The sequence below is a fragment of the Brachybacterium sacelli genome (assembly GCF_017876545.1).
In the GTDB taxonomy this organism is placed as follows: domain Bacteria; phylum Actinomycetota; class Actinomycetes; order Actinomycetales; family Dermabacteraceae; genus Brachybacterium; species Brachybacterium sacelli.
On the sequence record NZ_JAGIOD010000001.1, the window covers coordinates 2,687,945 to 2,712,751 of the forward strand.

Here is a 24,807-nt window from a genome sequence, read left to right on the forward strand (position 1 = left end):
AAGCCGATTCGTCCATGCCGTCACTACACACCCCACAGCGCTCCACATCGTCGATGACTTGGCTGGCAGGCCTACTGCTGACCACGTTCGTCATCGGCACCGATGACTTCATGATCGCCGGAATCCTGCCCGATATCGCCGCAGACTTCGGCGTCAGCGAAGCCGCAGCAGCTCAGCTCGTCACCGTGTTCTCCCTCGTCTACGCCGCCGCGGCACCAGTCATGGCCGTCACCACAGCCCGCCTGCCACGCAAGCGACTCATCGTCGGCGGGCTCGGGTTGTTCGCTGTGATCAACCTCGCGACCGTGTTCGCCCCGAGCTATGCCGCCCTGATGGCACTGCGCGTCGCTGCCGCCCTGGTCGCGGCGACTATCAGTCCGGCGGCGTTCGCCATCGCAGGGACACTCGCTCCCCCCGGTCGCACCGGCCGGGCGATCGGCACCGTCGCGGCAGGGTTGACGGTCTCCCTCGTGATCGGTGTGCCCCTGGGCTCGTGGATCGGCGGCGGGTTCGGGTGGCACGCGACCTTCGTTCTGGTCGCGGCCCTAACTACGATCGCTGTCGCGGTCACAGCGCTGACCCTGCCCCGGATGCCCGAGACGCCTGTGGTCAGTGTGCGTGAGCGTCTAGTCCTGCTGCGACGCCCCGCGGTGCTGACGTGTGTGATCGGCACGATCATCGGGGCAACGAGCGGCCTGATGCCCTACATCTTCATCGCGCCGGTGATCGGTGACGTCAGCGGGGGCGACCGCGGCTTGGTGCCGGTGGTTATCGGTCTCTACGGCCTGGCGGGTGCGGCAGGTACGGTCATCGGTGGCCGGCTCAACGACCGGTGGGGCACCGACCGGGCTGTCCTCGCGCTCCTGGTCGTCGTGCTGGCATCGACCATCGCCATCACCGTGACCGGGCTGGTGTTCGGTGGTTTGGTGCCATTCTGGCTGCTGGCGGCCTTGATCGTCGTGTGGGGTGTCGCCGGGTGGGCGTACAACCCGCCGATGAACGCCCGAGCCCTTCAACTCGCCGGCCCTGCTGGTACCGAGGCGATCGCACTCAACACCAGCGGCCTCTACATCGGCATCGCTCTGGCAGGCGCGATCGGCGGCGGCGCGCTGAACCTCGCCGGCGGCATAGCCGTTCTCGCTGCGGCCAGCGGCATTGGGCTAATCAACCTCGTCTTCATGACCGTCGCCGTGCGCCGTTACCCCTCCAAACCGCTGACCCAACCGGCCCCTACGCACACCGACTCGCGATGACCGGCTGTGATGCACGCCGCCACGTACGGCCAGGCCAGTTCGGCTGAGCCGCCAGGGCCGCTCGCATACCGGCCGATCGTGACGAGATCACGGACCGTGCACCGCACGATCGCGCCCGTCGCCTATGACTGCGTGGAGCTCATCTTCGTCCGTGACGGCTCGGCGATCCTGCTCAGCGAGTTCGGGGAGCAACCCGTCACCGTTGGCGATGTGGTGGTTCTTGGCGCGAACATTTTGTGCGGCGGCGAGCCCGAAGGCTCGATCACGGTAACCACGCTGTACCTGGATCGTGACTACGTGATCGACCAGGTGTTCTGGCAACACGCCGCGATACTGGCGGATCGCTGGGAAGCGCAGGACTTCGCCGACGAGCTGTACTCCGAACCAGCGCAGATACTTCACCTCGGCGAGCACCGGGCGGGGATGTTGATGCCGTGGCTGGACGAGCTGGTCGCGCTCAGCCTCGCCGGACCCTTGCCGGACCGGTTCTACCGGCTGCAAGCACTGCTGTTCGCCGTTCTCGATGTCGTGACGCCGTACGTGAAGACCACCGCGGTGCGCCGGTCCCCGACCCAGCGGAAGGCAACACGCTCAGGTTCTCCATCTCTTCACCAGTTCGCGCCGTTGCGAGGCGAGGCCCGGCAAGCCGTCCAGCTGCTCCGCGAGAGGCCCGAACAGCGGTGGACGCTCCAGGAACTTGCCGCCGCCGTGCACCTCTCCCCGTCTCAACTCGGTCGCGTGTTCGTGGACGCCTACGGGAAGACACCGATGACCTACCTATCGACGCTGCGTGCTGAGCGGTTGGCGCGTCTGCTGCGCGAGACCGACATGCCGGTCGAGGCCGCGATGCGTGAAGTTGGCTGGCACACCCGCGGTCACGCCGCGAGGTTGTTTCGCCAGGCCGCCGGGGTCACGCCCACTCGTTATCGCCAGCTCAGTCGAGAACCCCATACCGCAGCCGGAAACTGCCCGCATACGACCAAGCGCACCTTGTCAGCGTGACGGTCTCAATGCGGGTAATGAGCGCGGGCGACGGCTACAAGTACCTGTTGCGTTCTGTCGCCGCCGCTGACGGGGACAGAACGCTCAGCACGCCGTTGACGAGGTACTACGCGGAGGCGGGAACCCCGTGGGGCGGCAAAGGCAACTCCGTCATTGCTGGGGGTGATCTTGCCGGGCTCAGCCTATGCGAAAGCAGGCTTCATGGCGAGAGCCGTGCCCGCTCGGCAACTGAAACTGCAACTGCAACTGTGATAGTTTTAGTTCAACGGATCGAGGCTGGAGGTGGCAGGCGTGAGGACTGTAGTCGTGCAGGGTGGGACCGACGGGATCGGGAAGGGCCTAGCTTCGGCGTGCCTGCGGCGAGGTGATCGGGTTCTGGTGATCGGTCGCAGCGAGCGCAAAGGCGAGGAGTTCCTCGATGCCGCGCGAGCCTTCGGGGCCAGTGACCGGGCGGAGTTCCTCGCGGCCGATTTGAGCACGGTCGAGGCGAGCATGCGGGTGGTTGAGGAGATCACGAGCCGGTTCGACCGGGTTGACGCGTTGGTGCTGTGCGCGCGTCACTACTCCTGGCGGCGCCAGGTGACCCCGGATGGCTTCGAGGCGACGTTCGCGCTGTTCTACCTGAGCCGGTTCCTGTTCTGCCACGGTCTGAGCGAATCGCTCGGCCGCGCCCAGGCGCCGGTGATCGTGAACGTCGCCGGGCCTGGCGGTTCGGTGGAGTGGATGCGCTGGGACGATCTGGGGCTGAGCGAGGGCTATGACGGTCAACTCGCGCTGGCCCAGTGCGGGGTCGCCAACGACTTGCTTGGGGTGGAGTTCGCACGCCGCCACGCTTCGACGGGGATTCGGTACGTGCTGGTCAATCCCGGCACGGTCGCCACCAGCTTCTCCGGCGACTATGACCCTGCCACCCGAGCGCAGATCGAGGCGATGAAGCGCATGGGCGCCCCGGTATCGCAAGCGATCGAGCCGCTCATGGCGATCCTTGACGACTCGCCGGCCCGGGCACTGAGCGCCTTTGCCGGCGGCGAGCCGCTGCCCATCGACGACACCGGCAGCTTCGATGCCGAGGCAGCCCGACGCCTGGACCGGCTCACCCGTCAGATGCTCCACGACGCCCACCCTCAGACGGCCGCACACGGCTCCTTGACGACGATGATCGACTCAGCCGGGTCGAAGAAGGCAGATCACTGATGGCAGTCAGCACCCGCACCGCGGTCGCCGCCCACGCGTTGACCTTCCTAGCTCGCTGGCGCGATGACGGATGGCAGTCCTCGGCGAAGATCGCCGAAAGCCTGGAAAGCAACCCGGTCCTGGTCCGCCGCGTCCTGGGGATGCTTCAGACCAGGGGCCTGGTCACCTCCGCCGAGGGCAGCGGGGGCGGCTGGCAACTGGCTCGTCCCGCTGAGCAGATCACGCTCTTGGACGCCTACGCCGCCGTCGAGGACGGCACCATCGTCCTGCCGACCCACGCCCACCCACCCAACCAGAGCTGTGTGATCGGACGTCACATGCAAGCACTCCTGGAAGACGAGTTCACCGCCGCGCAACGCGCGATGACCGAGCGCCTCTCCCAGACCAGCGTCGCCGACCTGCTCCGCACCATCCTGGGCCGCGACCACACCTCCACCGGCTCGTAGCGCCTCACCACCACGGCCACCGGTCGCGTGTGTCTCGCGACCATAACTGCAACCAAAACGCTTACAGATTTCTGCATGATCGGAGCCTTGGATGAACTCACCCTCGACCCGGCACGACGATGTCGTGCCGCTGGCACGCCTGCTGCTCGTGCTCATCCCGGCGATGCTGCTGGTCCCAGTCGCCAGCGACATGGTCTCCCTTGTCCTTCCCCGCATCGCGGGCCAGTTCGATGCCTCGACGCCTCAGGTGGCCTGGGTGGTGACCGGGTTCCTGCTCACCTGTGCGATCGGCATTCCGATCTACGGGCGGATGGCCGACCGGTACAGCCTCCGTTGGCTCTTCGTCATCGCGCTGGCCGTGTTCGGAATCGGGAACCTGGTCAGTGCTCTCGCACCGGATCTGCTGTTCCTGGTGGCCGGGCGCATCGTGGCCGGGGCCGGGGGTGCTGCGATCCCGGTGCTGGCCATCGTGGCTGCCACCCGGCTGCTGCCCCGAGGTCAGGCTGCGATCGGGGTCGGGTTCATCGCCGCCGCCGGGGGTCTGGGCACCGCGCTCGGCCCGGCCATCGGCGGCGGCCTCGGACAGGCGCTGGGCTGGCGGGCATTGTTCTGGCTGCTCGCCGTCTGGGCGGTGGCCCTCATCCCCGCCGTCGGCCGCGTCATCACCGAAACACAGCCAGCCGATGCCCGCCGCATCGACATTCTCGGCGGCATCCTGCTCGGCGCCAGCGCCGGCCTGCTGCTGTTCGGCATCACCCAAGCCGAAGGCACCCACGGGTTCACCGCGCCCTCGTCATGGGGCGCACTGCTGGCCGGAGCAGCCACGGCGGCGCTCTTCGCGTGGCGCACTCGTTCGGCCACGGACCCGTTCGTGCCACCGTCGCTGTTCGCCCACCGCGGCTACCTCGCCGCGGTCTCGGTGATCTTCCTGACGATGATGGTCAACCTCACCACCCTCGTGCTGGTCCCCCTCCTCCTCATCGACGTCAACGGACTCACCCCCGGCCAAGGCGCGCTGGTGATGATCCCCGGCGGACTGGCGCTCGCAGCCCTGGCACCACTGGCCGGACGCATCGGCGCCAAGGGCGCCAACGAGGGCACCGTCGCACTGGCCGGACTGGGCATCATCGCGGCCTCGATGCTGTTCCTGTCCACCGTCGGCGCCGGAGCCGCCGCCATGTGGGCCGGTGTGGCCGTCTTCGCACTCGGCGCCGGATTCGCACTCGTCGTCACCCTCACCACCAGCGCGCTCAGCCACCTCCTCCCACTGGGCCAGGTCGGCGCCGGAGTCGGCATCTTCCAAGGCGCGCAGTTCCTCGGCGCAGGCACCGGCCCCGCGGTGTTCGGTGTCCTGCTCTCAGTCCGCCAGGCCAGCGACACCGACCCGATCAACCCCCTCTACACCGGCAACGCGTCCGCCTACTCCGACACCTTCCTCATCCTGACCCTGGTCACCGTGCTGGCCGTGGCCGCCGCACTACGCCTGCGGAACGCGCGAGCGGCATGACGCTCCGCCACCGTGGCCACCGATCGGTGACGTCATCGCGGTGCCGCCCGACCGTTCGTTCCGGTCAGCGCGGCCGCGACCACTCGTGAGGCATGTCGGTGAGGACCGGAGCCGCACACACCACGGCCACCTCTCCCGTCAGCCGGCCGTCCGGACGTGCCGGCCCGGCCCGACTCGCCGAGTCCACAGAGTTCCACCCGATCATCGCGCGGACACACACCATCCATCGCCCCATCGATCCAGTGGCCTACGACTGTGTGAAGTTGATCTTCGTCCGCCGCGGCTCAGCGATCCTGCTCAGCGAGTTCGGCGAGAAACCCGTCAGCGTCGGCGACGTCATCACGCTCGGGGCGAACACTCTGTGCGGCAGTGAGCCCGAGGGCTCGATCACCGCCACGACCCTCTACCTGGACCGCGACTACGTGATCGATCAGGTCTTCTGGCAGCACGCCGCCTTGCTGGCCGACCGCCTCGACGCGCAGGACTTCGCAGACGAGTTGTACACCGAACCCGCACAGATACTCCACCTCGGTGAGCACCGCGCCGGGATGCTCATGCCCTGGCTCGACGAACTGGTCTCCCTCAGCCTCGGCGGGCCGTCGCCGGAACGCTTCTACCGGATGCAAGCGCTGCTGTTCGCGGTGCTTGATGTCATCACGCCATACGTGAGAACGACTCCCGTGCGCCGATCCGCGACCCAGCGCAGGACGGAGTATCCGAGTGTTCTGCACTACCGCAAGTTCGCACCGCTACGGAGCGAGGCACGGTGGGCCGTCGAGCTGCTGCGCGGGGCGACTGACAGACGGTGGACGCTCCAGACCCTCGCGGATGCGGTGCATCTATCACCCTCACAGCTCGGCCGGATGTTCGTCGACGCCTACGGCAAGCCCCCGATTGCCTACCTGGCCGCCATCCGAGCCGAGCATCTCGCCCGACTATTGCGAGAGACCGATATGCCGATCGAGACCGCGATGCGCAAGGTCGGCTGGCACAGCCGCGGCCACGCCGCCCGCATGTTCCGCCAGACGGTCGGCGTCACCCCGGTCCGGTACCGCCAGCTCGTCCGAAAGCACCACCACGCCGCCGCCTAACGTTGCTCGCTCCGCGCCGGGGCGCACCTGACCTACATGACGGTCTCAATGCGGGTGATGAGCGCTGGCGATGGCTATAAGTACCTTCTGCGCTCCGTCGCCGCCGCGGACGGCGATCGCTCACTGTCGACACCCCTGACGCGCTATTACGCGGAGGAAGGTACGCCGCCCGGTCAGTGGCTGGGCTCCGGTGTCGCCTCGCTCGGCAAGGGGCAGCTCTCGGTCGGTGATCGGGTGTCGGAGGCCCAACTCCAGCTCTTGATGGGGATGGGTCGCGACCCGATTACTGGCGACCCGCTCGGTCTGGCGTTCCCTGCCTACAAGTCGGTGTCCGAGCGGATCGAGGCGCGGATCGCCGACCTGAACGCGGGCCTGAGTCCGGGCGCGAAGGGTGAGGCGGTCGCGCAGATCGAGACCGAGGAGAGCGCGCGTGGGACGCGGCAGGCTGTGGCGGGGTTCGACTTCACGTTCTCGATCCCGAAGTCCGCCTCAGCGTTGTGGGCCGTTGCCGACGCCGGGACACAGGCGTTGATCGGGGAGGCGCATCATCGGGCGGTTGCGGAGATGGTTGCGTTCATGGAGCGAGAGGTTGCAGCCACCCGTACCGGCGCAACCGCCGGGGACGGGGCCGTTGCACAGGTCGATGTCACCGGGCTGGTGGCCACGGCGTTCGATCACTTCGACTCCCGCGCCGGCGACCCTCACCTGCATACCCACGTCGTCATCTCCAACAAGGTCAAGACGACCTTGGATGGAAAGTGGCGGTCTCTGGATGGGCGGCCGATGCACGCCGCCGTGGTCGCGCTCTCGGAGCTGCACGCGGCTGTGTTCGCCGATCAAATGACCCGCACGTTCGGCGTCGAGTGGGAGGCCCGGGACATGGGCCGTGACCGGAACCCGGCGTGGGCAATCGCGAGCGTGCCGGAGAAGCTGGTTGTCGAATTCTCCACCCGCGCCCGGCACATCGACGTCGAGAAGAACCGGCTCATCGCCGCGTACGTCGCCAAGCACGGACACCAACCGTCCACAGCGACGATCATCAAGCTCCGGGCACAGGCCACCCTTGCCACTCGGCCGGAGAAGGAGGTGCGGTCGCTGGCCGACCTCACCAGCGAGTGGCGCAGTCGCGCCACGACCGTTCTCGGTCAGGACGCCACCGCATGGGCACGCGCCGTCGCCGACAACGCGGCACCCTTGCTGCTGCGGGCCGATGATGTGCCGTTGGATGTGATCGCCGAACTCGGCGAGAGCGTCGTCAGTGTCGTGGGTGAGAAGCGGTCGACGTGGCGGCGGTGGAATCTGATGGCGGAGGCGTCGCGCCAGACGATGGGCTGGCGGTTCGCCTCGATGCGGGATCGGGAGGCGATCGTCGGGATGGTCGCCGATGCCGCCGAAGGCGTCTCGTTGCAGCTGACGCCGCCCGACCTCGCCACCAGCCCTGTGACGTTCCGCCGGGTGGACGGCACCAGTGTGTTCCGGCCTCGGCATTCCACGGTGTTCTCCTCCGAAGAACTCCTCGCGGCCGAGGACCGGCTGCTCGACCGCGCGCGCACCCTCACCGCGCCCACCGTCCCGCTGGCGACGGTGGAGAAGATCACGTCCCGCCCGGACGCCGAGGGGCGGATGCTTGGCGAGGACCAGGCCGACGCGCTGATGAAGGTCGCCGTCTCGGGCCGGATGCTCGACGTGCTGGTCGGCCCCGCCGGCGCGGGCAAGACCACGGCCATGTCCGCGCTGCGGCGGGCATGGGAGAAGGAACACGGCGCCGGGTCCGTGGTCGGGCTGGCGCCGTCCGCGGTCGCGGCGCAGGTGCTTGCCGAGGACTTGGGAATCGCGACGGAGAACACGGCAAAGTGGTGGCAGAACCATCTCACCCGTGGCGAGACGTTCGAGTCGGGTCAGCTCGTCATCATCGATGAGGCATCTCTGGCCGGCACCCTTTCACTGGATCGCCTCACGCACCTGGCCGAGCGGGCGGGAGCGAAAGTGCTGCTTGTTGGCGACTTCGCCCAGCTCCAGTCCGTGGACGCTGGCGGCGCATTCGGACTGCTCGTGAACGACCGAGATGACGCGCCCGAACTGGTCGACATTCACCGCTTCGTGAACACCTGGGAGAAGACGGCCTCACTGTCGTTGCGGCACGGGCGCACGCAGGTGATCGACACCTACCTCGACCACGGCCGCATCCGCGACGGTGACGCCGAGGCGATGACCGACGCTGCCTATGCCGCTTGGCGCGCCGACCGGAATGCGGGGTTGGTGTCGGTGCTGATCGCCGAGACCCGCGACGACGTCACCACCCTCAACCAGCGCGCCCGCGCGGACCTGATCCTCGACGGCACCTTGACACCGGGCCGGGAGGTGGAGCTGAACGGCGGCACCGCCGCCGGGGTCGGCGACACGATCATCACCCGCCGCAACGACCGCCGCCTCCGCAACAGCAAGGAGTGGGTGCGCAACGGCGACACCTGGATCATTACCAACGTCCGCGACGACGGCTCGGTCACCATGCGCAAGACCGGTCGCAGGTTCGGCGGCTCCATCCTCCTCCCGGCGTCCTATGTGGCTACGCACGTTGATCTCGGGTACGCGGTCACCGCCCACCGCGCCCAGGGCGTCACGGTCGACACCGCCCACGTTCTGGTGGAGCCGGCCACGGCGCGGGAGAACTTCTACGTCGCGATGACCCGCGGCAAGCACGCCAACCGGGCGTATGTGATCCTCGACCGGGCCGACGAGCACGCGAATCCGCATCCAGGTGACAACCCCGAGGCCACTGGTCGCTCCGTGCTGTTCGGGGTGCTCCAGCACGTGGGTGCCGAGCTGTCCGCGCACGAGACCATCACCGCCGAACACGAGCGCTGGGGCTCGATCGCCCAGCTCGCCGCCGAGTACGAGACCATCGCCGCATCCGCCCAGCGCGACCGCTGGGCCACCCTCATCCGCGGCTCCGGCCTGACTGTCGAACAGGCCGACGCCGCGGTGGAGTCGGAAGCGTTCGGGGCGCTCACCGCCGAGTTGCGCCGCGCGGAGGCCAATCACCACGACCTCGATACCTTGTTCCCGCGGCTGGTCGCCGCGCGCGGGTTCGCCGATGCCGACGACATCGCCTCTGTACTGCACTACCGCGTCGCTCGTGCCACCGTGCGCCCGGCAGGCTCGGGCCGCACCCGCAAGACGCCACGGTTGATCGCCGGACTGATCCCCTCTGCGGACGGCCCGATGACCCGCGACCTGCGGCAAGCCCTCGATGAGCGGCGCGAACTGATCGAGGCCCGCGCCGAGGCGGTCCTCGACACCGCACGCGACGCCGGGGAAGCCTGGACGCAGCCACTCGGTGAACCACCGCAAGACCCTCGCAAGACGGTGACGTGGCAACGGCACGCCCGCACGATCGCCGCCTACCGTGACAGATACGGCATCGCCGACGACACGCCACTCGGCCCGGCACCGGAGAACGCGGCGCAGAAGATCGACGCGGCTCGCGCAAGAAGCGCACTTGCGCGGGCAGAGGAAGCCGCTCGCCAGCCCGCGGGCGCCACCGAGCTCCGCCCGATCGAGCGGACCTCCCCCGAGCGGAGCCTGTGATCTGAGCCCGCGGGAGTGTCGGTGCGGCGGCGTAGAATAGTTACATGGCTGTAGTTCCTGCAAGTTCGACCGATCCCGGAGGCGAGATGCCTTCCGGACCGGTCTACGCGCCCGGACGGCAGGACCATCCCCCCACGACAAGTGAGCCAGCACCCCCATCCTTCGATCGCTTCCAGATCCTCGCCCTCGATGGTGGCGGAGCCAAGGCACTGTTCACCGCTCACGTGCTCGCGCGCCTGGAACAGGACCTCGACGTCAGCATCAAGGACTCCTTCGACCTGATCGCTGGCACATCGGCGGGCGGGATCGTCGCGCTCGCGCTGGGTGCCGGTCTCACCCCGGGCGAGATCGTCGAGCGCTACGAAGAACTGGTCAAGGCAGTCTTTCCGGCCACGCGCCGGCGACTCTGGCGGCGGCCACGCCAACTCAGTGCGCCCATCTACGACGGCGATGCGCTGCGCACTGCCTTGACGACGGTGCTCGGCGAGCGGCTGCTCGGGGACAGCGCAAAGCGGCTGCTCATCCCTGCGTGGGACGTGCAACGGGGCGCCGTGCACATCTTCAAGACGCCACACCACACGCGGCTCGCCCGTGACTGGCGCATCCCGATGGTGGACATCGCGATGGCGACCTCGGCGGCGCCGCTCTACTTCGCGGCCGCGCGCGTCGATGGACACCGCCTCATCGACGGCGGCGTTTGGGCGAACAACCCCTCCGTCGTCGCAATCGCCGAGGCCGTGAGCATGCTCGACGTACCACTGGCCTCGATCAGGGTGCTCAACGTCGGGACTATTGATCAGCTCACGAACCACCCCAAGCGCCTCGATCGTGGCGGGCTGTTCAACTGGGCGAAGCCGATCGCCCCTCTCATTCTCAACGCCGGAAGCCGTGGCGGGCAGGGCATCGCTGAACATCTGATCGGCAAGGATGCCTACACCAGATTTGACGCACGGGTTCCCGGCGATCTGTACGCACTCGACTCGGTAGACCCGGACGACATCGCTGGGCTCGCCGCATCCGTCAGCCGCGAACTCAGCCCCGTCTACACAGAGCGGTTCGCGGCTCATCGCGCAGCCGAATACACGCCATTGATCGGAGACCCACACCGGGGCGACCCGACCAGCATGTCGACCGCGGAGGTCTCCGATGAAGCTCACTGACTACTTCAACGTCCTGCTCAAGGACACCGTCAACCTCGGCCAGGTAAGGCTGGACCTCCTCGGCTCTCGCGTAGAGACGGTCTACAAGGCGTTGAAGGCCGACGAACAGATCGGACACCTGATCGTCGGCAAGACGCCCCAGGGCTCGTGGGCGCACAAGACCATCATCAACCCGGTCGGCGATAACGAGTTCGATGCGGACTTCATGCTCGACATGAGTGAGAACCCGGACTGGGCCGACGATCCCAAGAAGTACATCGAGCAGGTCTACGCGGCTCTGCACCGCCACAGCACCTACGGGACCATGCCGCACTCACGCAAGTGCCGATGCGTCCGACTCGTCTACGCGAACTCCATGCACCTGGACATCGTGCCGCACCTCAACCTTGCTGATGGGCGTGAAGTCATCGTGAACCGCGACGACAACGACTGGGAGCTGACCGACCCCGAGGGCTTCACGGACTGGATGAAGAACAAGGACGCGCTCGCGAAGGGCAACCTCCGCAAGGTCATCCGCCTGATGAAGTACCGGCGGGACCATAAGAACTCCTTCACCGGCACTCGGTCCATCCTCTTGACGACAATGCTGGGTGAGCAGGTCACCGAACTGCGCACGCTGCTTGACCCCAGCTACTACAGTGACGTCCCGACCGCCCTCCTGCACATCGTCAAGGACCTCGACGCTTGGCTCCAGGCGAACCCGGGCACCGCTCCTGTCGCCGACCCATCCGGTTCCGGTGTGTACTTCGGCCACCGATGGGGTTCCGATCCCGAAAAAGCGCAGGCAACCTACACCTACTTCCGGGACCGCATCCATGTCCACGCCTCCGAAATCGAGGAAGCGTACAAGGAGGAGAACAAGGAACGCAGCATCGAGCTATGGCAGGGCATCTTCGGCGACGGCTTCAAGGCCCCGGCCACCTCGTCCAGCAGCGCGAAGTTCCCGGCAGCAGCTCCCGCGGCCGCTTCCACCGTGGGGCGGTCTGGCCGCGCGGGATGAGCCGCCGCAACCGGGCCACGCTATCGGCCTGGCAGAAGCATCTCGCTGGCGAGCTGAGATCGCTCGCCAGGGAGCGACCCCAAGACGTGCGGATCGTCCAGCAACCCCAGCTCGACACTGACGGCGACGCCACCCTCCGACTCCGGCTCCATACCGCCGGCATCTCGCATCGCCCCGGCGGGCTGGAACTCGGAGACGACGAAGAGTTCATCGTCAGGATTCGCCCTTCGATGTTCCTGCCCCCGAGTGCCGAGGTCGACCACACTCGCTTCCTCGGCTTCCCACACGTCCTCCAAGGACAGCGGCTCTGTATCTACCTCGACCCCTCCCGCGAGTGGCGCCCGTCTGACGGGATCGCTGGGTTCCTCAGTCGACTGTGGGACTGGCTCACTGATGCCGCGGGCGGAGCATTCGATCCCTCGATTGCGATGTACCACGCTGTCGGAGGAGTTCTCCACCGCGCCGACGGCACGCCAACCATCGTCGTCCGCGAGCCCGGCCCACCGAAGCGGCATCAGATCGCCCGGCTCATCCCTCGCTCACCCCACCGCTACGACCTCACCTACTCGACCGACTGCGACGGACACCACACACCCGTCTTCATGCTCGCGAGCAACCTTCCCTTCGGCGCGGCATCCACCTTCGCGCTGTTCCTGACGCTCCTGGACGACCCGCACCTTGAGCGCGCGGGAGGGCGATCACCACAGGTCTCACCGCAGTCGCCGGCGTTCCTCACATCTCTCCTCGCCAGCGCTCTACGAAACGCTGACGGCACCGAGCAGTACTTCGTGCTTGCCGTGCCGCACCCCGCAGGGGGACCGCATCATCTTCTCGGTGGACGCCTCCCCGCAACTACCGCCGACGCCCTGCGGCGTCTCGCCAAGACGCACGGCACCGCGGTCAACCTCGATCCCGCGATCATCAACCCCGACATCCCCATCGAATGGTGCAACATGTCCGACGAACGGCAAGAGGTCACAACCCGACGCGACGACGAGCGCCCCGTCAACGGCTTCCAAGGAAAGACCATTCACATCTGGGGTTGCGGCGGCCTGGGATCATGGCTCGCCGAGTTCATCGCACGTGCCGGAGCCAGCGCCATCACCGTCTGCGACCCCGGCACCATCACCGGCGGACTCCTCGTCCGACAGAACTACACCGAAGCCGACATCGGCCAAACGAAGGCCGACGCCCTCGCCACGCGCCTCCGCGCGATCCGGGACAACCTGACCGTCACCGTCACAGAAGGAAACGTCCCCGACTCAGTCGTCTCCCTCTCCGCGGACCTCATCATCGACGCCACCGTCAGTCGCAGCATCACCACCTATCTCGACACCCTCGCCGGCGAAGACCGCAAGGCACTCATTGCGCAGGTTGCCACCGACGCCAGAACGGGAACGCTCGGTATCGCCAACATCTGCGCGCCCGGCGCCACCTGTGCGCCGTCCGAGATTGACGACCAGGCAGGACGCTCGGCAGCGGTCGATGGTGGGCTGGAGCTGTACCACCCGCTCTGGGAGGACGCAGCCGAAGGCGACGAACTGATCCCCACCAGAGGATGCTCCGTGCCCACCTTCCACGGCTCGGCCGCAGACCTCGCAGCCGTCGCCGCGTCACTCGTCAACACAATCGGCCTGCACCTCCAACAGACAGAGGCAGCCGTTTCTGGAACCCACCTCATCGCTCTGCCACACGCGCCAGCCGGCCCGCGACATCACTTCCTTCCCGCGGCGTCGAACACTTGCGCATGAGATAGCACGAGGGTTCCGTCTGTCCGGGCTCCGGCGTACAGTGGAAGCCGAGGCAGGTTCTCCTCGATTGCGGGTCCTTCGGGACGGCCCAGCTTGGGCGCTCATACACGTACTGCCTCCTCGACGGAGAGACACGTGTGACGAGAGGCCCGCCATGATCCGCCTCATCTGGACGCTCAGCGCTCACACCCGCTACTACCTGCGCCGCTACATGCCCACCAACCGGCTGCTCGACGCGATCCGACGCCGACGCAACCTGAGATGGGGCATCCCCACGATGCTCCTCGCAGTTCCCTACCTGCTGATCGCGAGCATCTGTACGAATGCCCTCGACCAGGGCGCCCCAGGCTGGCTGCATCTGGTCGTGCTCTGGTCGGTGTGGAACGCGATGAAGTTCATCATCATGGGTCCGGTCAGCCTCGTCCTCCTGGTCCGCGCCCGTGTCCAGGAAGCCGTCGCACGGCGTCGCGCACGTAACCGACACGGCACCCCCGACCACTCGGTGCCCCAGCCACCCATGACGACGGGAGCGCTCCTGTGAACGCCGCCACCTTTACCTACGCCGCCCGCCCGACTCCCGAGTCGCACAAGAAGCGCCAGCAGGCCCCGTGCCTCGCCCTCGTGCGCAACCGGGCTTGAGGTCGCCCACAGCTACAGCGACGAAGCCGTACCCGCCTCCGCGTTGTAGCGGCTGCGGAGCAGGTACTTGTAGTCGTCACACCCGTGCTCATCACCCGCATCGAGACGGTCATGGAAACCAAGTGTGGTTTCGTGTCAGGCAAGACCGTTCTGCTACCGGCTGAGTTGTCGATAGAGGATGGGCGTGACGCCGACCGCCTGACAGAACATTCGGGCCGCGTGACCTCGGCTGTGCCAGCCGACCTCACGCATCGCTTGCTCGATAGGAATGTCGGTCTCGCGCAGCAGTCGTGCCAGGTGCTCGGCTCGGAGCGTCATCAAGTACGTGATGGGGGTCTTGCCGTAGGCATCGACGAACACGCGGCCGAGCTGGGATGACGACAGGTGCACGGCGGCAGCAAGCTCCTGGAGCGTCCACCGCCGATCGGGTGCACCGCGGAGCAGCTCGACGGCTTGCCGTGCCTCGGCACGCAACGGTGCGAACTTGCGAAGTGATGGAGTACCGGGGTGAGTGGCCCTCCGTTGGGTGGGAGACCTCCGCTTCGGAGTCGTCCTCACGTACGGCCTCACCACGTCGAGCACGGCGAAGAGTAGTGCTTGGAGCCGGCAGAAGCGCTCCGGTGATGGCCCATCGAGGCTGAGCGCGACAAGCTCGTCGAGCCAGGGCATCAGCATCCCAGCCCGATCTTGGCCGAGGTGGAGTATCTGGGCGGGTTCGGAATACAGGTCGCCTGCGAAGTCCTGCGCATCGAGCCGATCGGAGAGCAGCGCCGCGTGCTGCCAGAACACCTGGTCGATCACATAATCGCGGTCCAGGTAGAGCGTGGTGACCGTGATCGAGCCTTCCGGCTCGCTGCCGCACAGCGTATTTGCGCCCCGCACCACGACATCGCCGATATTGACGGGCCTCTCCCCGAACTCGCTGAGCAGGATTGCCGAGCCTGCGCGGATGAAGATGAGTTTCACGCAGTCGCAGGCAACCGGTCCAGTTGCGCTGTGGATCGTGTGCGTTCGCGCGAGGATGGGAGCGAACCGGCGGCCATTCCGACGGCGTCCCACCTCGCCTCCCTATGCCGCCAGCTCTACCGAAGGCGCACAGGAACCATGCCCTATGGGTTTTTCCGGCTGTCGGAGTCAGAAGTTAAGTGCGGTGATGCTGATGCAGGAGTACCGGTGTCGTGGTCGGCGAGAGGTGCGTGATGACCTGGATCTGGGGTCCGCGGTCGTCCCAGTGTCGAGAGGGCGATGGCGAGGATGGCGAGCGCCGCCGCGATCCAGGCCACATGGTCGGTCCCCACCATCTCGATGCCGGCTGCGCCGACGATTCCCGAGACACCGATGGCGAGGTAGAGGACGGCCTGATTCAACGACAGCACCACCGAGGCCTTATCGGGGTCGTGAGAAATGAGACGGTGCTGTTGTGGGGTGGTGATGGCGAATGCTGCGATGCCGTAGAACCCGATTGCGGCGAGTGACCAGGCGTAGACGGTGTGGGTGAGTGCGATGATGGCGAAGCTGAGGATCAACCACAGCAACGCGAAGAACACGACCAATGAGCCGCCTTGCCGGTCGACCAGACGCCCCGCCGCGAGGTTGCCGATGGCGCCGGTGACGCCCAATGTGGTCATCAGGAGCCCGAGCCGTACCCCGTCACCGTTGGTCGCCGGGGCGAAGATCGCACCGATGTAGGTGTAGGGGATGTAGACGGCAGTGAAGGCCACCAGAGTGGTGGCCAGCAGCGCCAGCACGCGGCGGTCGCGCAGCGGTGCCAGTCGCTGTCGAAGCCCACCGCCCGTGTCGGCGACGCCGACGGAACGGGGGATGAGTGCTGCCACGCCGATCACGCCGAGCACGGCGACACCGGCAGCCAGCCACATCGTGATCCGCCAGCCGTACAGCGCGCCGATCGCGGTGCCAGCGGGTGCCCCGAAGGCGACTGCGAGAGTGAACCCGGTGACCACCGCTGCGATCGCTCGCCCACCGGCATCCTTGGCGACCAGCCCCGCGGCGGTGACCGACGCGTTGGGGATGAACAGGCCGGTGCCCACTGCCGCGACGATCTGCCCAGCCAGCAAGAACCCGAAGGTCGGTGCCAGGGCGGTGGCGACGGCACCGACCAGGTACACCACACCAGCGGTCAGCAGCACGTGCTTGCGAGGCCACTTTGCGGTCACCGTGGTCATGATCGGAGCGGCGAGCGCACACGTGAGAGCGAAGACGGTCACCACCTGTCCCGCCGCACCATAGCTCAGGGCGAAGTCAGCGGCGAGCAGCGGGATCAGGCCGGCCAGGACAAACTCGCCGGTGCCGATGACGAATACACCCAGGGCGAGCACGAGGACCCCGGCAGGAAGCCGGTGTGCTCCGCGGGCGGTCTTCTGTCCGTTCTCTTCCACGGTTGATGCTGCCTTCCCTCGTCAAACAGAACCAGTCGGTGCCGTCTTTGCAACGGTACCGACTGGTTCCATCTGGGGTCAAGTGGCACTACTCTGGTGGGCATGGCGGTCAAAGCGCGGCAGCGGCTCCTGGCGGCGGCCGGGGAGCTCTTCTACTCCGAGGGCGTGCGAGCGGTCGGTCTTGAGCGACTCCTTGAGGAGTCCGGGGTCGGCCGGGCATCGTTCTACCGACACTTTGCAGGCAAGGACGAACTTGTCGCGGCGATGCTCGACGACTATGACGCCGAGTACCGCACCTGGCTGCGGACGCGGGTCGCTGAACTGGGGAATGAGCCGTTAGCGGTGTTCGATGTGGAGTGTTCCCGCTTTTTTGGACACGAAGAATTATGCTGCGAGTTGTTTGATGTGTCGGTAGCCTAGTTCATATTCCTTCGGTGTCAAGTAGCCGTTTGTCGAATGGCGTCGTTGGCGATTGTAGTAGGATTCGATCCAGTCGAAGGTGGCTCGTTTGAGTTGGTCGACCGATGGCCACGGCCGAGTGTGGATGAGTTCTTTCTTGTAGGTCGCAAAGAATGATTCAGCGACCGCATTGTCATAACAGATTCCGGTCCGTCCGAGTGACCGTTTGACATTGTTCTTCCGGCAGAAGGCGTCGAATTCAGCCGAGGTGTATTGGGCGGATTCAATCGGTGGTTGCAACACCGGTACTTTCAATCGATTCTAGCTGCTCGGCAAAGACTTCGGCTGGGGTTTTCCAACCGAGGACTTTCCGTGGCCGATTGTTCAGCGAGTAAGCGACAGCCTCGAGCTCTTGGGCTTCCCACCTCGACAGGTCTGTGCCTTTCGGGAAGTATTGCCGCAGCACTCCGTTTGTGTTTTCATTCGTCGGTCTCTGCCACGGCGAATGCGGATCCGCGAAGAACACTTTCGTGCCGGTATCGACCGCGAACCGAGCATGGTCTGATAGCTCCTTGCCCCGGTCCCACGTGATCGTCTTCCGCAACTGCTGCGGCAGGCACGTCATCGACTTCGTCAACGCTGTCGCCATCGCCTGGGCCCCATACCCGGCTAGTGCCGGCCCGTTCTTGATCCGTGGTTGTTGTCCGTACCCGTCGAGCCTGGGTAGGTGCACCAGCAGCGTCGAGCGCGACTTGCGCTCGACGAGCGTGCCGATGGCCGAACGGTTCGTGCCGATGATGAGGTCACCCTCCCAATGCCCAGGCACAGCCCTGTCAGCGGCCTCGGCCGGCCGCTGGGAAATGACCACATCAGCGGTGACATGCCCCTGAGGTTTGCTCTGGGCCCTGGCTCTGGGTTTACGCAGAGACCTCCCGGTCCTCAACGCAGCGACGAGCTCTCGCTTGAGTGCGCCGCGGCCCTCGATGTAGAGCGCCTGGTAGATCGCTTCGTGACTGATTCGCATAGCACCATCATCGGGGAACTCGAGCTTCAACCGTTGCGAGATCTGTTCCGGACTCCACGCGATCGACCAAGCCCGGTCTCCACGATGGGGCTTGTTCCGGCCCTTCCACGCCGCGACCGCCGGCCCGGCAACCACGGTACCGTCTGGTAGACACACACGACCATCGAGATGCTCCTGAACATAGGCGCGCAATCGGGGGTTCTTCACCAGCTTTGCGGTCTTCGGTCGACGCGCCATCAGCTCAGACTTCCACTGCGCGACGGATGCCCGATAGTGTAGCTTCCCGGCCCGAGTTGCTGCATTGCGGCGCAGTTCGCGCAAGACTGTCGAGGCGTCACGGCCGAGTCTCCTCGCGATCTCGCGAACACCTACGTTCTGAGTACGTAGCAACGCGATTTCCTCGCGCTCAACGAAGGACAGATACCGGCCACCGGGCTCGACGAGTGTGATCGTTGCCATACCACCACCTTGGCGGAACCACCGCGCCCCGACAGCCTGCGACACTCCAACCGCGGCACCAGCATCCTCTGAGGAGGCACCGATTGCGACCTCTTTCCAGAACTGGCGCTCGACACTGCGCCTGCTCTTCGGGGCTCCTGGTGAGATCATCGGGTTCCTGCCTGTCAGCCCCTTCAGCCACCCTGCTGGTCGTCCCATGGTCGTCCTTTCTCTCAAGGTGTTGCAACGACCAGTTGAATCCGCCTTGGCTGCCCCGGTCGGAATGGAAGATCACTCCACCGGTGGGCCGGCGGTGGGTCAGCGCCATCGTGAGCGCGTCGGTGACCAGCTCGGTGCGCATATGGTCGGCCACGGCCCAGCCGACCACCCGCCGCGAGTACAGATCGATCACCGTGGCCAGGTAGGCCCAGCCGTCCCAGGTCTTGACGTAACTGATGTCGCCGCACCACTTGCGGTCCGGCCCGGTGGCGCTGAAGTCCCGGCCGATCAGGTCCGGCGCCGGCACCGGCTGCTCACCGGGCACCGTGGTGCGCTTCCACGGCTTCGGGTGCCTGCCCTGCAGGCCGGCGGCCCGCATCAGCCGCCACACCCGCTTCCGCGAGATCCGGTGCCCCACAGCCACCAGCTCGGCATGGATCCGACGCACCCCGGGATTGCCCCGCAGCCCCTCATACAGCCCGGTGATCAGCCGGGTCAGCCGCCGGTCGGCGCGGTCCCGGTCGGACTCGCCCCGGCCCCGCCAGGCGTAGTAGCCCGACGTGGACACCCCGAGCTGCTCACACATGAACTCGATCTTGAACTGCTTCTGCTCCGCCCAGTCCGCGATCGCGGCAAACTTCACCGCTGGTCGTTCGCGAACCAGGTCGCTACTTTTTTTGCGAACTCGGCCTGCATCCGCAGCTGGGCATTCTCCTCCCGAAGCCGTTCCAACTCCTCACGCTCATCCACAGTCAGCGGCTGCTGCCGGTCGACTCCCTGCTCCCTTGCCTTCTTCACCCATTTCCCTAACGTCATCTCGTGCACGCCGATATTGCGTGCAACCTCGGCGATACTCCGATCGCCATCGATGACGAAACTAACTGCTTCCTGCTTGTACTCGTCGGTAAAACGCCGGCGTGTCGATCCCACGAGAATGCCTCCCAGATCAGATGAAAGTCACACCCGTGTCCACTGAAGCGGGGACGGTCCACCTACCGGGGCGTCACCTACAGGGGAGCCCATCAGCCACTCGTGCCCGCCGAAGTCTGGTACCAGGTCCAATCCGTGCTCACCGCGCACAAGTCCGCGGTCGAGGCGACCCAGATTCACGACCACTACCTCAAAGGCACCATCCACTGCGGACAGTGCGGCTCCCGGCTGATCGTGTCCAACGCGAAGAACCGGCACGGCAACGTCTACTGCTACTTCGTCTGCTCCGGCCGACACTCCCAACGCACCACCTGCGACCGCAGTGCCATCCTCATCGCCGATATCGAAAAGCTGATCGAGGACTACTACCAGCGCATCCAGATCACCCCAGCTCAGCACGAAGGACTCGCCGGGATGCTGCACCACGAGTTCGACCAACTCATGTCCGCCGAAGTCGAGGAACTGGCCCAGCTCACCGCCAACCGCGACCGGCTCCAACACGAGCAGGAACGGCTCCTGCAAGCCCACTACGCCGACGCGATCCCGCTCGCCCTCCTGAAGAGAGAGCAGGACCGCATTCTGGGTGAACTCGACCAAGTCAACCGGCGCATCGACGCCCATCACGGCGAGTACGCCGACGCCCGAGCCCACCTCGACGACGCGCTGAACCTGCTGGCCAACTGTGCCGACATCTACAGCCGGTGCGACGACGCCAACCGGCGCCTATGCAACCAGGCGTTCTTCACCAAGGTCTACATCGACGAAGACGACGAACTCCGCGTCGAGAACAACCGGCCCTTCGAGATGTTGCTGGACCCCGAAATCAACGCCAACGCCCTGACCTGGGCAGAGAACGAAGACAAGGCCCGAACCACCGCCAACGATTCTGTTGGCAAGGGTTCGAGCCTTGTGCGTGGGGTGGACCTCCGTAGAGAGTTTGAGAACCCTTCCTCGGCCCTGGTAACCGTGGCGTCACGCAGGTCGCGTAGCGTCTACAAGGCGGATCGGCGGCCGTTGGAGCCGACTGTGGTGGACTCGCGAGGTCGGATGGTCCGTGCAGTTGGGATGACTCAAACTTTTCTGATCCCCGCTCAAGTAGACGAGCTGGTGGCCCGGTACCAGGCGGGTGCGACGCTTGTTGAGCTGGGTGAGCGGTTCAGTGTTCACCGCCGCACGGTGGCGGCGCATCTTGTCCGCCGGTCTGTCCCTATCCGCGGGCGCGGCCTCGATGAGTCCCATCTCGCCAAGGCGGTCGAACTCTACGCGGATGGTTTGACGCTCATGGAGGTCGGCTCGCGGTTCGGGGTCAGCCAACAGACGGTCAGGCGCGCACTCGCCGCGGAAGGTGTCGTGATCCGACCGGGCGGGCGCCGCGCGCGGGTCAGCGCTTGATGTGCCTGTCGCAAATGGACGAGCGGATCGCGGCGGTCAGAATGTCCGGCAGCATTGCCGTGTCGGCGAGGAGCGCGCTCGCGGTCGGCGGCGTAGACGGTCACGCCTGCGTCGTCGAGGTCTGCAACGACTTGCGAGGAGGCGGGGACGGTGCGGACGAGCCGGTCCAGGCTGGCGACGACCAGCACGCAGACCTCCCTGCCGAGACGTCGGAGAGCGGCCATACCAGCTCCGACCAGGCACCCGTATGGAAACAAGAGAAGCGGCGTGGGGAGGCCGGTCATGTCCTGTGCTGCGCGGCCTCGTTTTGGTGGTCGAGGTGGGCTTGGAGGTGCGACCTAGCCTCGAAACCGCCTGGACAGCTGAGCTTGCGCGTCCAAGCGGCTCATCGCAGGTGCAGCGTGCCGTCACCGGAGTGATGTGACGGGCTTCGGTGGCTGGGTGACGAGATCTGGACTGGCGATTGACTTGGCTTCGGCGAAGGCTTGGACATCCTGCCGATAACTGGCGGCCACGACGGCACCATCGAGAAGCAGCATCCACCGGCGTGCGAGGCGGTCGGCAGGTTCGACGCCTGCCGCGGTCAATAGCTCTGCGAGGTAGCCGGTGACGGCCGCTTTGTGTGCGGCGGCGCGGGCGTGGATCGGGTCAGCGGGGTTGGCGATCTCGGCCATGGTGTTGACGAAGGCGCACCCCCTGAAACGGGTGAGTTCCGCACGCTCGGCGACCGCATCGAACACCGCTAACGGCTCATTCCCCAGTTCAGCGACCCGCGTCCGCAGCCAGGTGCGGTATTCGGCGTCATAGTCGTCGAGCATCGCCGCGACAAGTTCGTCCTTGCCTGCGAAGTGTCGGTAGAACGATGCCCGGCCGACCCCGGACTCCTCAAGGAGTCGCTCAAGACCGACCGCTCGCACGCCCTCGGAGTAGAAGAGCTCCCCGGCCGCCGCCAGGAGCCGCTGCCGCGCTTTGACCGCCATGCCCACCAGAGTAGTGCCACTTGACCCCAGATGGAACCAGTCGGTACCGTTGCAAAGACGGCACCGACTGGTTCTGTTTGACGAGGGAAGGCAGCATCAACCGTGGAAGAGAACGGACAGAAGACCGCCCGCGGAGCACACCGGCTTCCTGCCGGGGTCCTCGTGCTCGCCCTGGGTGTATTCGTCATCGGCACCGGCGAGTTTGTCCTGGCCGGCCTGATCCCGCTGCTCGCCGCTGACTTCGCCCTGAGCTATGGTGCGGCGGGACAGGTGGTGACCGTCTTCGCTCTCACGTGTGCGCTCGCCGCTCCGATCATGACCACGGTGACCGCAAAGTGGCCTCGCAAGCACGTGCTGCTGACCGCTGGTGTGGTGTACCTGGTCGGTGCCGTCGCCACCGCCCTGGCACCGACCTTCGGGTTCTTGCTGGCTGGGCAGATCGTCGCGGCAGTGGGCACCGGCCTGTTCATCCCCAACGCGTCGGTCACCGCCGCGGGGCTGGTCGCCAAGGATGCCGGTGGGCGAGCGATCGCAGCGGTGGTCACCGGGTTCACTCTCGCAGTCGCCTTCGGGGCACCCGCTGGCACCGCGATCGGCGCGCTGTACGGCTGGCGGATCACGATGTGGCTGGCTGCCGGTGTCGCCGTGCTCGGCGTGATCGGCGTGGCAGCACTCATCCCCCGTTCCGTCGGCGTCGCCGACACGGGCGGTGGGCTTCGACAGCGACTGGCACCGCTGCGCGACCGCCGCGTGCTGGCGCTGCTGGCCACCACTCTGGTGGCCTTCACTGCCGTCTACATCCCCTACACCTACATCGGTGCGATCTTCGCCCCGGCGACCAACGGTGACGGGGTACGGCTCGGGCTCCTGATGACCACATTGGGCGTCACCGGCGCCATCGGCAACCTCGCGGCGGGGCGTCTGGTCGACCGGCAAGGCGGCTCATTGGTCGTGTTCTTCGCGTTGCTGTGGTTGATCCTCAGCTTCGCCATCATCGCACTCACCCACACCGTCTACGCCTGGTCACTCGCCGCAATCGGGTTCTACGGCATCGCAGCATTCGCCATCACCACCCCACAACAGCACCGTCTCATTTCTCACGACCCCGATAAGGCCTCGGTGGTGCTGTCGTTGAATCAGGCCGTCCTCTACCTCGCCATCGGTGTCTCGGGAATCGTCGGCGCAGCCGGCATCGAGATGGTGGGGACCGACCATGTGGCCTGGATCGCGGCGGCGCTCGCCATCCTCGCCATCGCCCTCTCGACACTGGGACGACCGCGGACCCCAGATCCAGGTCATCACGCACCTCTCGCCGACCACGACACCGGTACTCCTGCATCAGCATCACCGCACTTAACTTCTGACTCCGACAGCCGGAAAAACCCATAGGGCATGGTTCCTGTGCGCCTTCGGTAGAGCTGGCGGCATAGGGAGGCGAGGTGGGACGCCGTCGGAATGGCCGCCGGTTCGCTCCCATCCTCGCGCGAACGCACACGATCCACAGCGCAACTGGACCGGTTGCCTGCGACTGCGTGAAACTCATCTTCATCCGCGCAGGCTCGGCAATCCTGCTCAGCGAGTTCGGGGAGAGGCCCGTCAATATCGGCGATGTCGTGGTGCGGGGCGCAAATACGCTGTGCGGCAGCGAGCCGGAAGGCTCGATCACGGTCACCACGCTCTACCTGGACCGCGATTATGTGATCGACCAGGTGTTCTGGCAGCACGCGGCGCTGCTCTCCGATCGGCTCGATGCGCAGGACTTCGCAGGCGACCTGTATTCCGAACCCGCCCAGATACTCCACCTCGGCCAAGATCGGGCTGGGATGCTGATGCCCTGGCTCGACGAGCTTGTCGCGCTCAGCCTCGATGGGCCATCACCGGAGCGCTTCTGCCGGCTCCAAGCACTACTCTTCGCCGTGCTCGACGTGGTGAGGCCGTACGTGAGGACGACTCCGAAGCGGAGGTCTCCCACCCAACGGAGGGCCACTCACCCCGGTACTCCATCACTTCGCAAGTTCGCACCGTTGCGTGCCGAGGCACGGCAAGCCGTCGAGCTGCTCCGCGGTGCACCCGATCGGCGGTGGACGCTCCAGGAGCTTGCTGCCGCCGTGCACCTGTCGTCATCCCAGCTCGGCCGCGTGTTCGTCGATGCCTACGGCAAGACCCCCATCACGTACTTGATGACGCTCCGAGCCGAGCACCTGGCACGACTGCTGCGCGAGACCGACATTCCTATCGAGCAAGCGATGCGTGAGGTCGGCTGGCACAGCCGAGGTCACGCGGCCCGAATGTTCTGTCAGGCGGTCGGCGTCACGCCCATCCTCTATCGACAACTCAGCCGGTAGCAGAACGGTCTTGCCTGACACGAAACCACACCTGGTTTCCATGACCGTCTCGA

At 66.3% G+C, this 24,807-nt stretch carries 21 protein-coding genes and 1 pseudogene; 15 read left to right on the forward strand and 7 right to left on the reverse strand.

Annotation, left to right across the window (positions count from 1 at the left end):
* Window positions 1-53: 53 nt before the first annotated feature.
* The 11 genes from JOF43_RS12135 (at window position 54) to JOF43_RS12185 (ending at window position 14,533) form a co-directional block, all read left to right on the forward strand.
* Window positions 54-1,253 carry an MFS transporter gene (locus JOF43_RS12135; protein ID WP_209902354.1) on the forward strand — a complete coding sequence of 400 codons (1,200 nt, stop codon included), beginning with the start codon at window positions 54-56 and terminating at the stop codon, window positions 1,251-1,253.
* Between the two features lie 96 nt (window positions 1,254-1,349).
* A complete protein-coding gene (locus JOF43_RS12140) occupies window positions 1,350-2,255 on the forward strand; it encodes a helix-turn-helix domain-containing protein (RefSeq protein WP_342592165.1) in 906 nt (301 codons plus the stop codon).
* 306 nt (window positions 2,256-2,561) lie between these two features.
* Complete coding sequence (locus tag JOF43_RS12145; RefSeq protein WP_209902358.1) at window positions 2,562-3,449, forward strand: SDR family NAD(P)-dependent oxidoreductase; 888 nt, start codon at window positions 2,562-2,564, stop codon at window positions 3,447-3,449.
* The gene (locus JOF43_RS12150; RefSeq protein ID WP_209902360.1) at window positions 3,449-3,895 is read left to right on the forward strand and encodes an Rrf2 family transcriptional regulator; all 447 of its coding nucleotides are present in this window, start codon (window positions 3,449-3,451) and stop codon (window positions 3,893-3,895) included. Before JOF43_RS12145 ends, JOF43_RS12150 begins: the two co-directional genes overlap by 1 nt.
* 91 nt (window positions 3,896-3,986) lie before the next feature.
* The gene (locus JOF43_RS12155; RefSeq protein WP_209902362.1) at window positions 3,987-5,402 is read left to right on the forward strand and encodes an MFS transporter; all 1,416 of its coding nucleotides are present in this window, start codon (window positions 3,987-3,989) and stop codon (window positions 5,400-5,402) included.
* Window positions 5,403-5,659: 257 nt separating this feature from the next.
* Window positions 5,660-6,493: a helix-turn-helix transcriptional regulator gene (locus JOF43_RS12160; RefSeq protein WP_342592166.1), complete on the forward strand. Its 834-nt coding sequence runs from the start codon at window positions 5,660-5,662 to the stop codon at window positions 6,491-6,493.
* Between the two features lie 36 nt (window positions 6,494-6,529).
* Window positions 6,530-10,081 (forward strand): MobF family relaxase, encoded by a 3,552-nt coding sequence (gene mobF, locus JOF43_RS12165; protein WP_209902367.1) that lies wholly within the window; start codon window positions 6,530-6,532, stop codon window positions 10,079-10,081.
* A 44-nt stretch (window positions 10,082-10,125) separates the two neighbouring features.
* Entirely contained in the window at window positions 10,126-11,241 is a 1,116-nt protein-coding gene (locus JOF43_RS12170) for a CBASS cGAMP-activated phospholipase (RefSeq protein WP_209902369.1), read from the forward strand.
* On the forward strand, window positions 11,228-12,241 hold the full coding sequence (locus JOF43_RS12175) for an SMODS domain-containing nucleotidyltransferase (protein WP_209902370.1): 1,014 nt from the start codon (window positions 11,228-11,230) through the stop codon (window positions 12,239-12,241). The genes JOF43_RS12170 and JOF43_RS12175 overlap by 14 nt, the downstream gene beginning before the upstream one ends.
* A complete protein-coding gene (locus tag JOF43_RS12180; protein ID WP_209902372.1) occupies window positions 12,238-13,992 on the forward strand; it encodes a ThiF family adenylyltransferase in 1,755 nt (584 codons plus the stop codon). Before JOF43_RS12175 ends, JOF43_RS12180 begins: the two co-directional genes overlap by 4 nt.
* A 154-nt stretch (window positions 13,993-14,146) precedes the next feature.
* Window positions 14,147-14,533, forward strand: a complete 387-nt coding sequence (locus tag JOF43_RS12185; protein WP_209902374.1) for a sulfate permease — start codon at window positions 14,147-14,149, stop codon at window positions 14,531-14,533.
* Between the two features lie 251 nt (window positions 14,534-14,784).
* Here JOF43_RS12185 and JOF43_RS12190 read toward each other — a convergent pair whose 3' ends face one another.
* Together JOF43_RS12190 and JOF43_RS12195 are read right to left on the reverse strand one after the other, a co-directional pair.
* Window positions 14,785-15,654 (reverse strand): helix-turn-helix transcriptional regulator, encoded by an 870-nt coding sequence (locus JOF43_RS12190; RefSeq protein ID WP_209903292.1) that lies wholly within the window; start codon window positions 15,652-15,654, stop codon window positions 14,785-14,787.
* Window positions 15,655-15,740: 86 nt separating this feature from the next.
* Entirely contained in the window at window positions 15,741-17,027 is a 1,287-nt protein-coding gene (locus tag JOF43_RS12195) for an MFS transporter (RefSeq protein ID WP_209902375.1), read from the reverse strand.
* 102 nt (window positions 17,028-17,129) lie between these two features.
* Between JOF43_RS12195 and JOF43_RS12200 the strand changes: the two genes are divergently transcribed.
* Window positions 17,130-17,447, forward strand: coding sequence for a TetR/AcrR family transcriptional regulator (locus tag JOF43_RS12200; protein ID WP_209902377.1), 318 nt, complete (start codon window positions 17,130-17,132; stop codon window positions 17,445-17,447).
* Here the strand turns inward: JOF43_RS12200 and JOF43_RS23275 are convergent.
* The 4 genes and pseudogenes from JOF43_RS23275 to JOF43_RS12220 form a co-directional block, all read right to left on the reverse strand.
* A complete protein-coding gene (locus JOF43_RS23275) occupies window positions 17,412-17,729 on the reverse strand; it encodes an integrase core domain-containing protein (protein WP_209902379.1) in 318 nt (105 codons plus the stop codon). The two genes, JOF43_RS12200 and JOF43_RS23275, sit on opposite strands and share 36 nt — an antisense overlap.
* Window positions 17,710-19,107, reverse strand: a complete 1,398-nt coding sequence (locus JOF43_RS12210) for an IS30 family transposase (RefSeq protein WP_417281629.1) — start codon at window positions 19,105-19,107, stop codon at window positions 17,710-17,712. The genes JOF43_RS23275 and JOF43_RS12210 overlap by 20 nt, the downstream gene beginning before the upstream one ends.
* A 52-nt stretch (window positions 19,108-19,159) precedes the next feature.
* Window positions 19,160-19,750: pseudogene (locus tag JOF43_RS22630) on the reverse strand (IS3 family transposase); the annotation flags it as partial.
* Complete coding sequence (locus tag JOF43_RS12220; RefSeq protein WP_209902385.1) at window positions 19,747-20,037, reverse strand: transposase; 291 nt, start codon at window positions 20,035-20,037, stop codon at window positions 19,747-19,749. The pseudogene JOF43_RS22630 and the gene JOF43_RS12220, both read right to left, overlap by 4 nt.
* A 135-nt stretch (window positions 20,038-20,172) precedes the next feature.
* On the opposite strand from JOF43_RS12220, the gene JOF43_RS22635 reads away from it, so the two are divergent.
* Complete coding sequence (locus JOF43_RS22635) at window positions 20,173-21,429, forward strand: recombinase zinc beta ribbon domain-containing protein (RefSeq protein WP_342592167.1); 1,257 nt, start codon at window positions 20,173-20,175, stop codon at window positions 21,427-21,429.
* 407 nt (window positions 21,430-21,836) lie between these two features.
* Here JOF43_RS22635 and JOF43_RS12235 read toward each other — a convergent pair whose 3' ends face one another.
* A complete protein-coding gene (locus JOF43_RS12235; RefSeq protein ID WP_209902387.1) occupies window positions 21,837-22,409 on the reverse strand; it encodes a TetR/AcrR family transcriptional regulator in 573 nt (190 codons plus the stop codon).
* A gap of 102 nt (window positions 22,410-22,511) precedes the next feature.
* Here JOF43_RS12235 and JOF43_RS12240 point away from each other — a divergent pair, with 102 nt between their 5' ends.
* Both JOF43_RS12240 and JOF43_RS12245 read left to right on the forward strand, forming a co-directional pair.
* A complete protein-coding gene (locus tag JOF43_RS12240) occupies window positions 22,512-23,798 on the forward strand; it encodes an MFS transporter (protein WP_209902375.1) in 1,287 nt (428 codons plus the stop codon).
* An 86-nt stretch (window positions 23,799-23,884) separates the two neighbouring features.
* Window positions 23,885-24,754, forward strand: coding sequence for a helix-turn-helix transcriptional regulator (locus JOF43_RS12245; protein WP_209903292.1), 870 nt, complete (start codon window positions 23,885-23,887; stop codon window positions 24,752-24,754).
* The last annotated feature ends 53 nt before the right edge of the window (window positions 24,755-24,807 follow it).

What these genes read in the sequence shown, in the direction of transcription:
- JOF43_RS12135 (WP_209902354.1), top strand. Translation starts at nt 54, where the DNA reads ATGACTTGGCTGGCAGGCCTACTGCTGACCACGTTCGTCATCGGCACC.
- JOF43_RS12150 (WP_209902360.1), top strand. Translation starts at nt 3,449, where the DNA reads ATGGCAGTCAGCACCCGCACCGCGGTCGCCGCCCACGCGTTGACCTTC.
- JOF43_RS12155 (WP_209902362.1), top strand. Translation starts at nt 3,987, where the DNA reads ATGAACTCACCCTCGACCCGGCACGACGATGTCGTGCCGCTGGCACGC.
- mobF (WP_209902367.1), top strand. Translation starts at nt 6,530, where the DNA reads ATGACGGTCTCAATGCGGGTGATGAGCGCTGGCGATGGCTATAAGTAC.
- JOF43_RS12170 (WP_209902369.1), top strand. Translation starts at nt 10,126, where the DNA reads ATGGCTGTAGTTCCTGCAAGTTCGACCGATCCCGGAGGCGAGATGCCT.
- JOF43_RS12175 (WP_209902370.1), top strand. Translation starts at nt 11,228, where the DNA reads ATGAAGCTCACTGACTACTTCAACGTCCTGCTCAAGGACACCGTCAAC.
- JOF43_RS12180 (WP_209902372.1), top strand. Translation starts at nt 12,238, where the DNA reads ATGAGCCGCCGCAACCGGGCCACGCTATCGGCCTGGCAGAAGCATCTC.
- JOF43_RS12185 (WP_209902374.1), top strand. Translation starts at nt 14,147, where the DNA reads ATGATCCGCCTCATCTGGACGCTCAGCGCTCACACCCGCTACTACCTG.
- JOF43_RS12200 (WP_209902377.1), top strand. Translation starts at nt 17,130, where the DNA reads ATGGCGGTCAAAGCGCGGCAGCGGCTCCTGGCGGCGGCCGGGGAGCTC.
- JOF43_RS12210 (WP_417281629.1), bottom strand. Translation starts at nt 19,107, where the DNA reads ATGGGACGACCAGCAGGGTGGCTGAAGGGGCTGACAGGCAGGAACCCG.
- JOF43_RS12235 (WP_209902387.1), bottom strand. Translation starts at nt 22,409, where the DNA reads ATGGCGGTCAAAGCGCGGCAGCGGCTCCTGGCGGCGGCCGGGGAGCTC.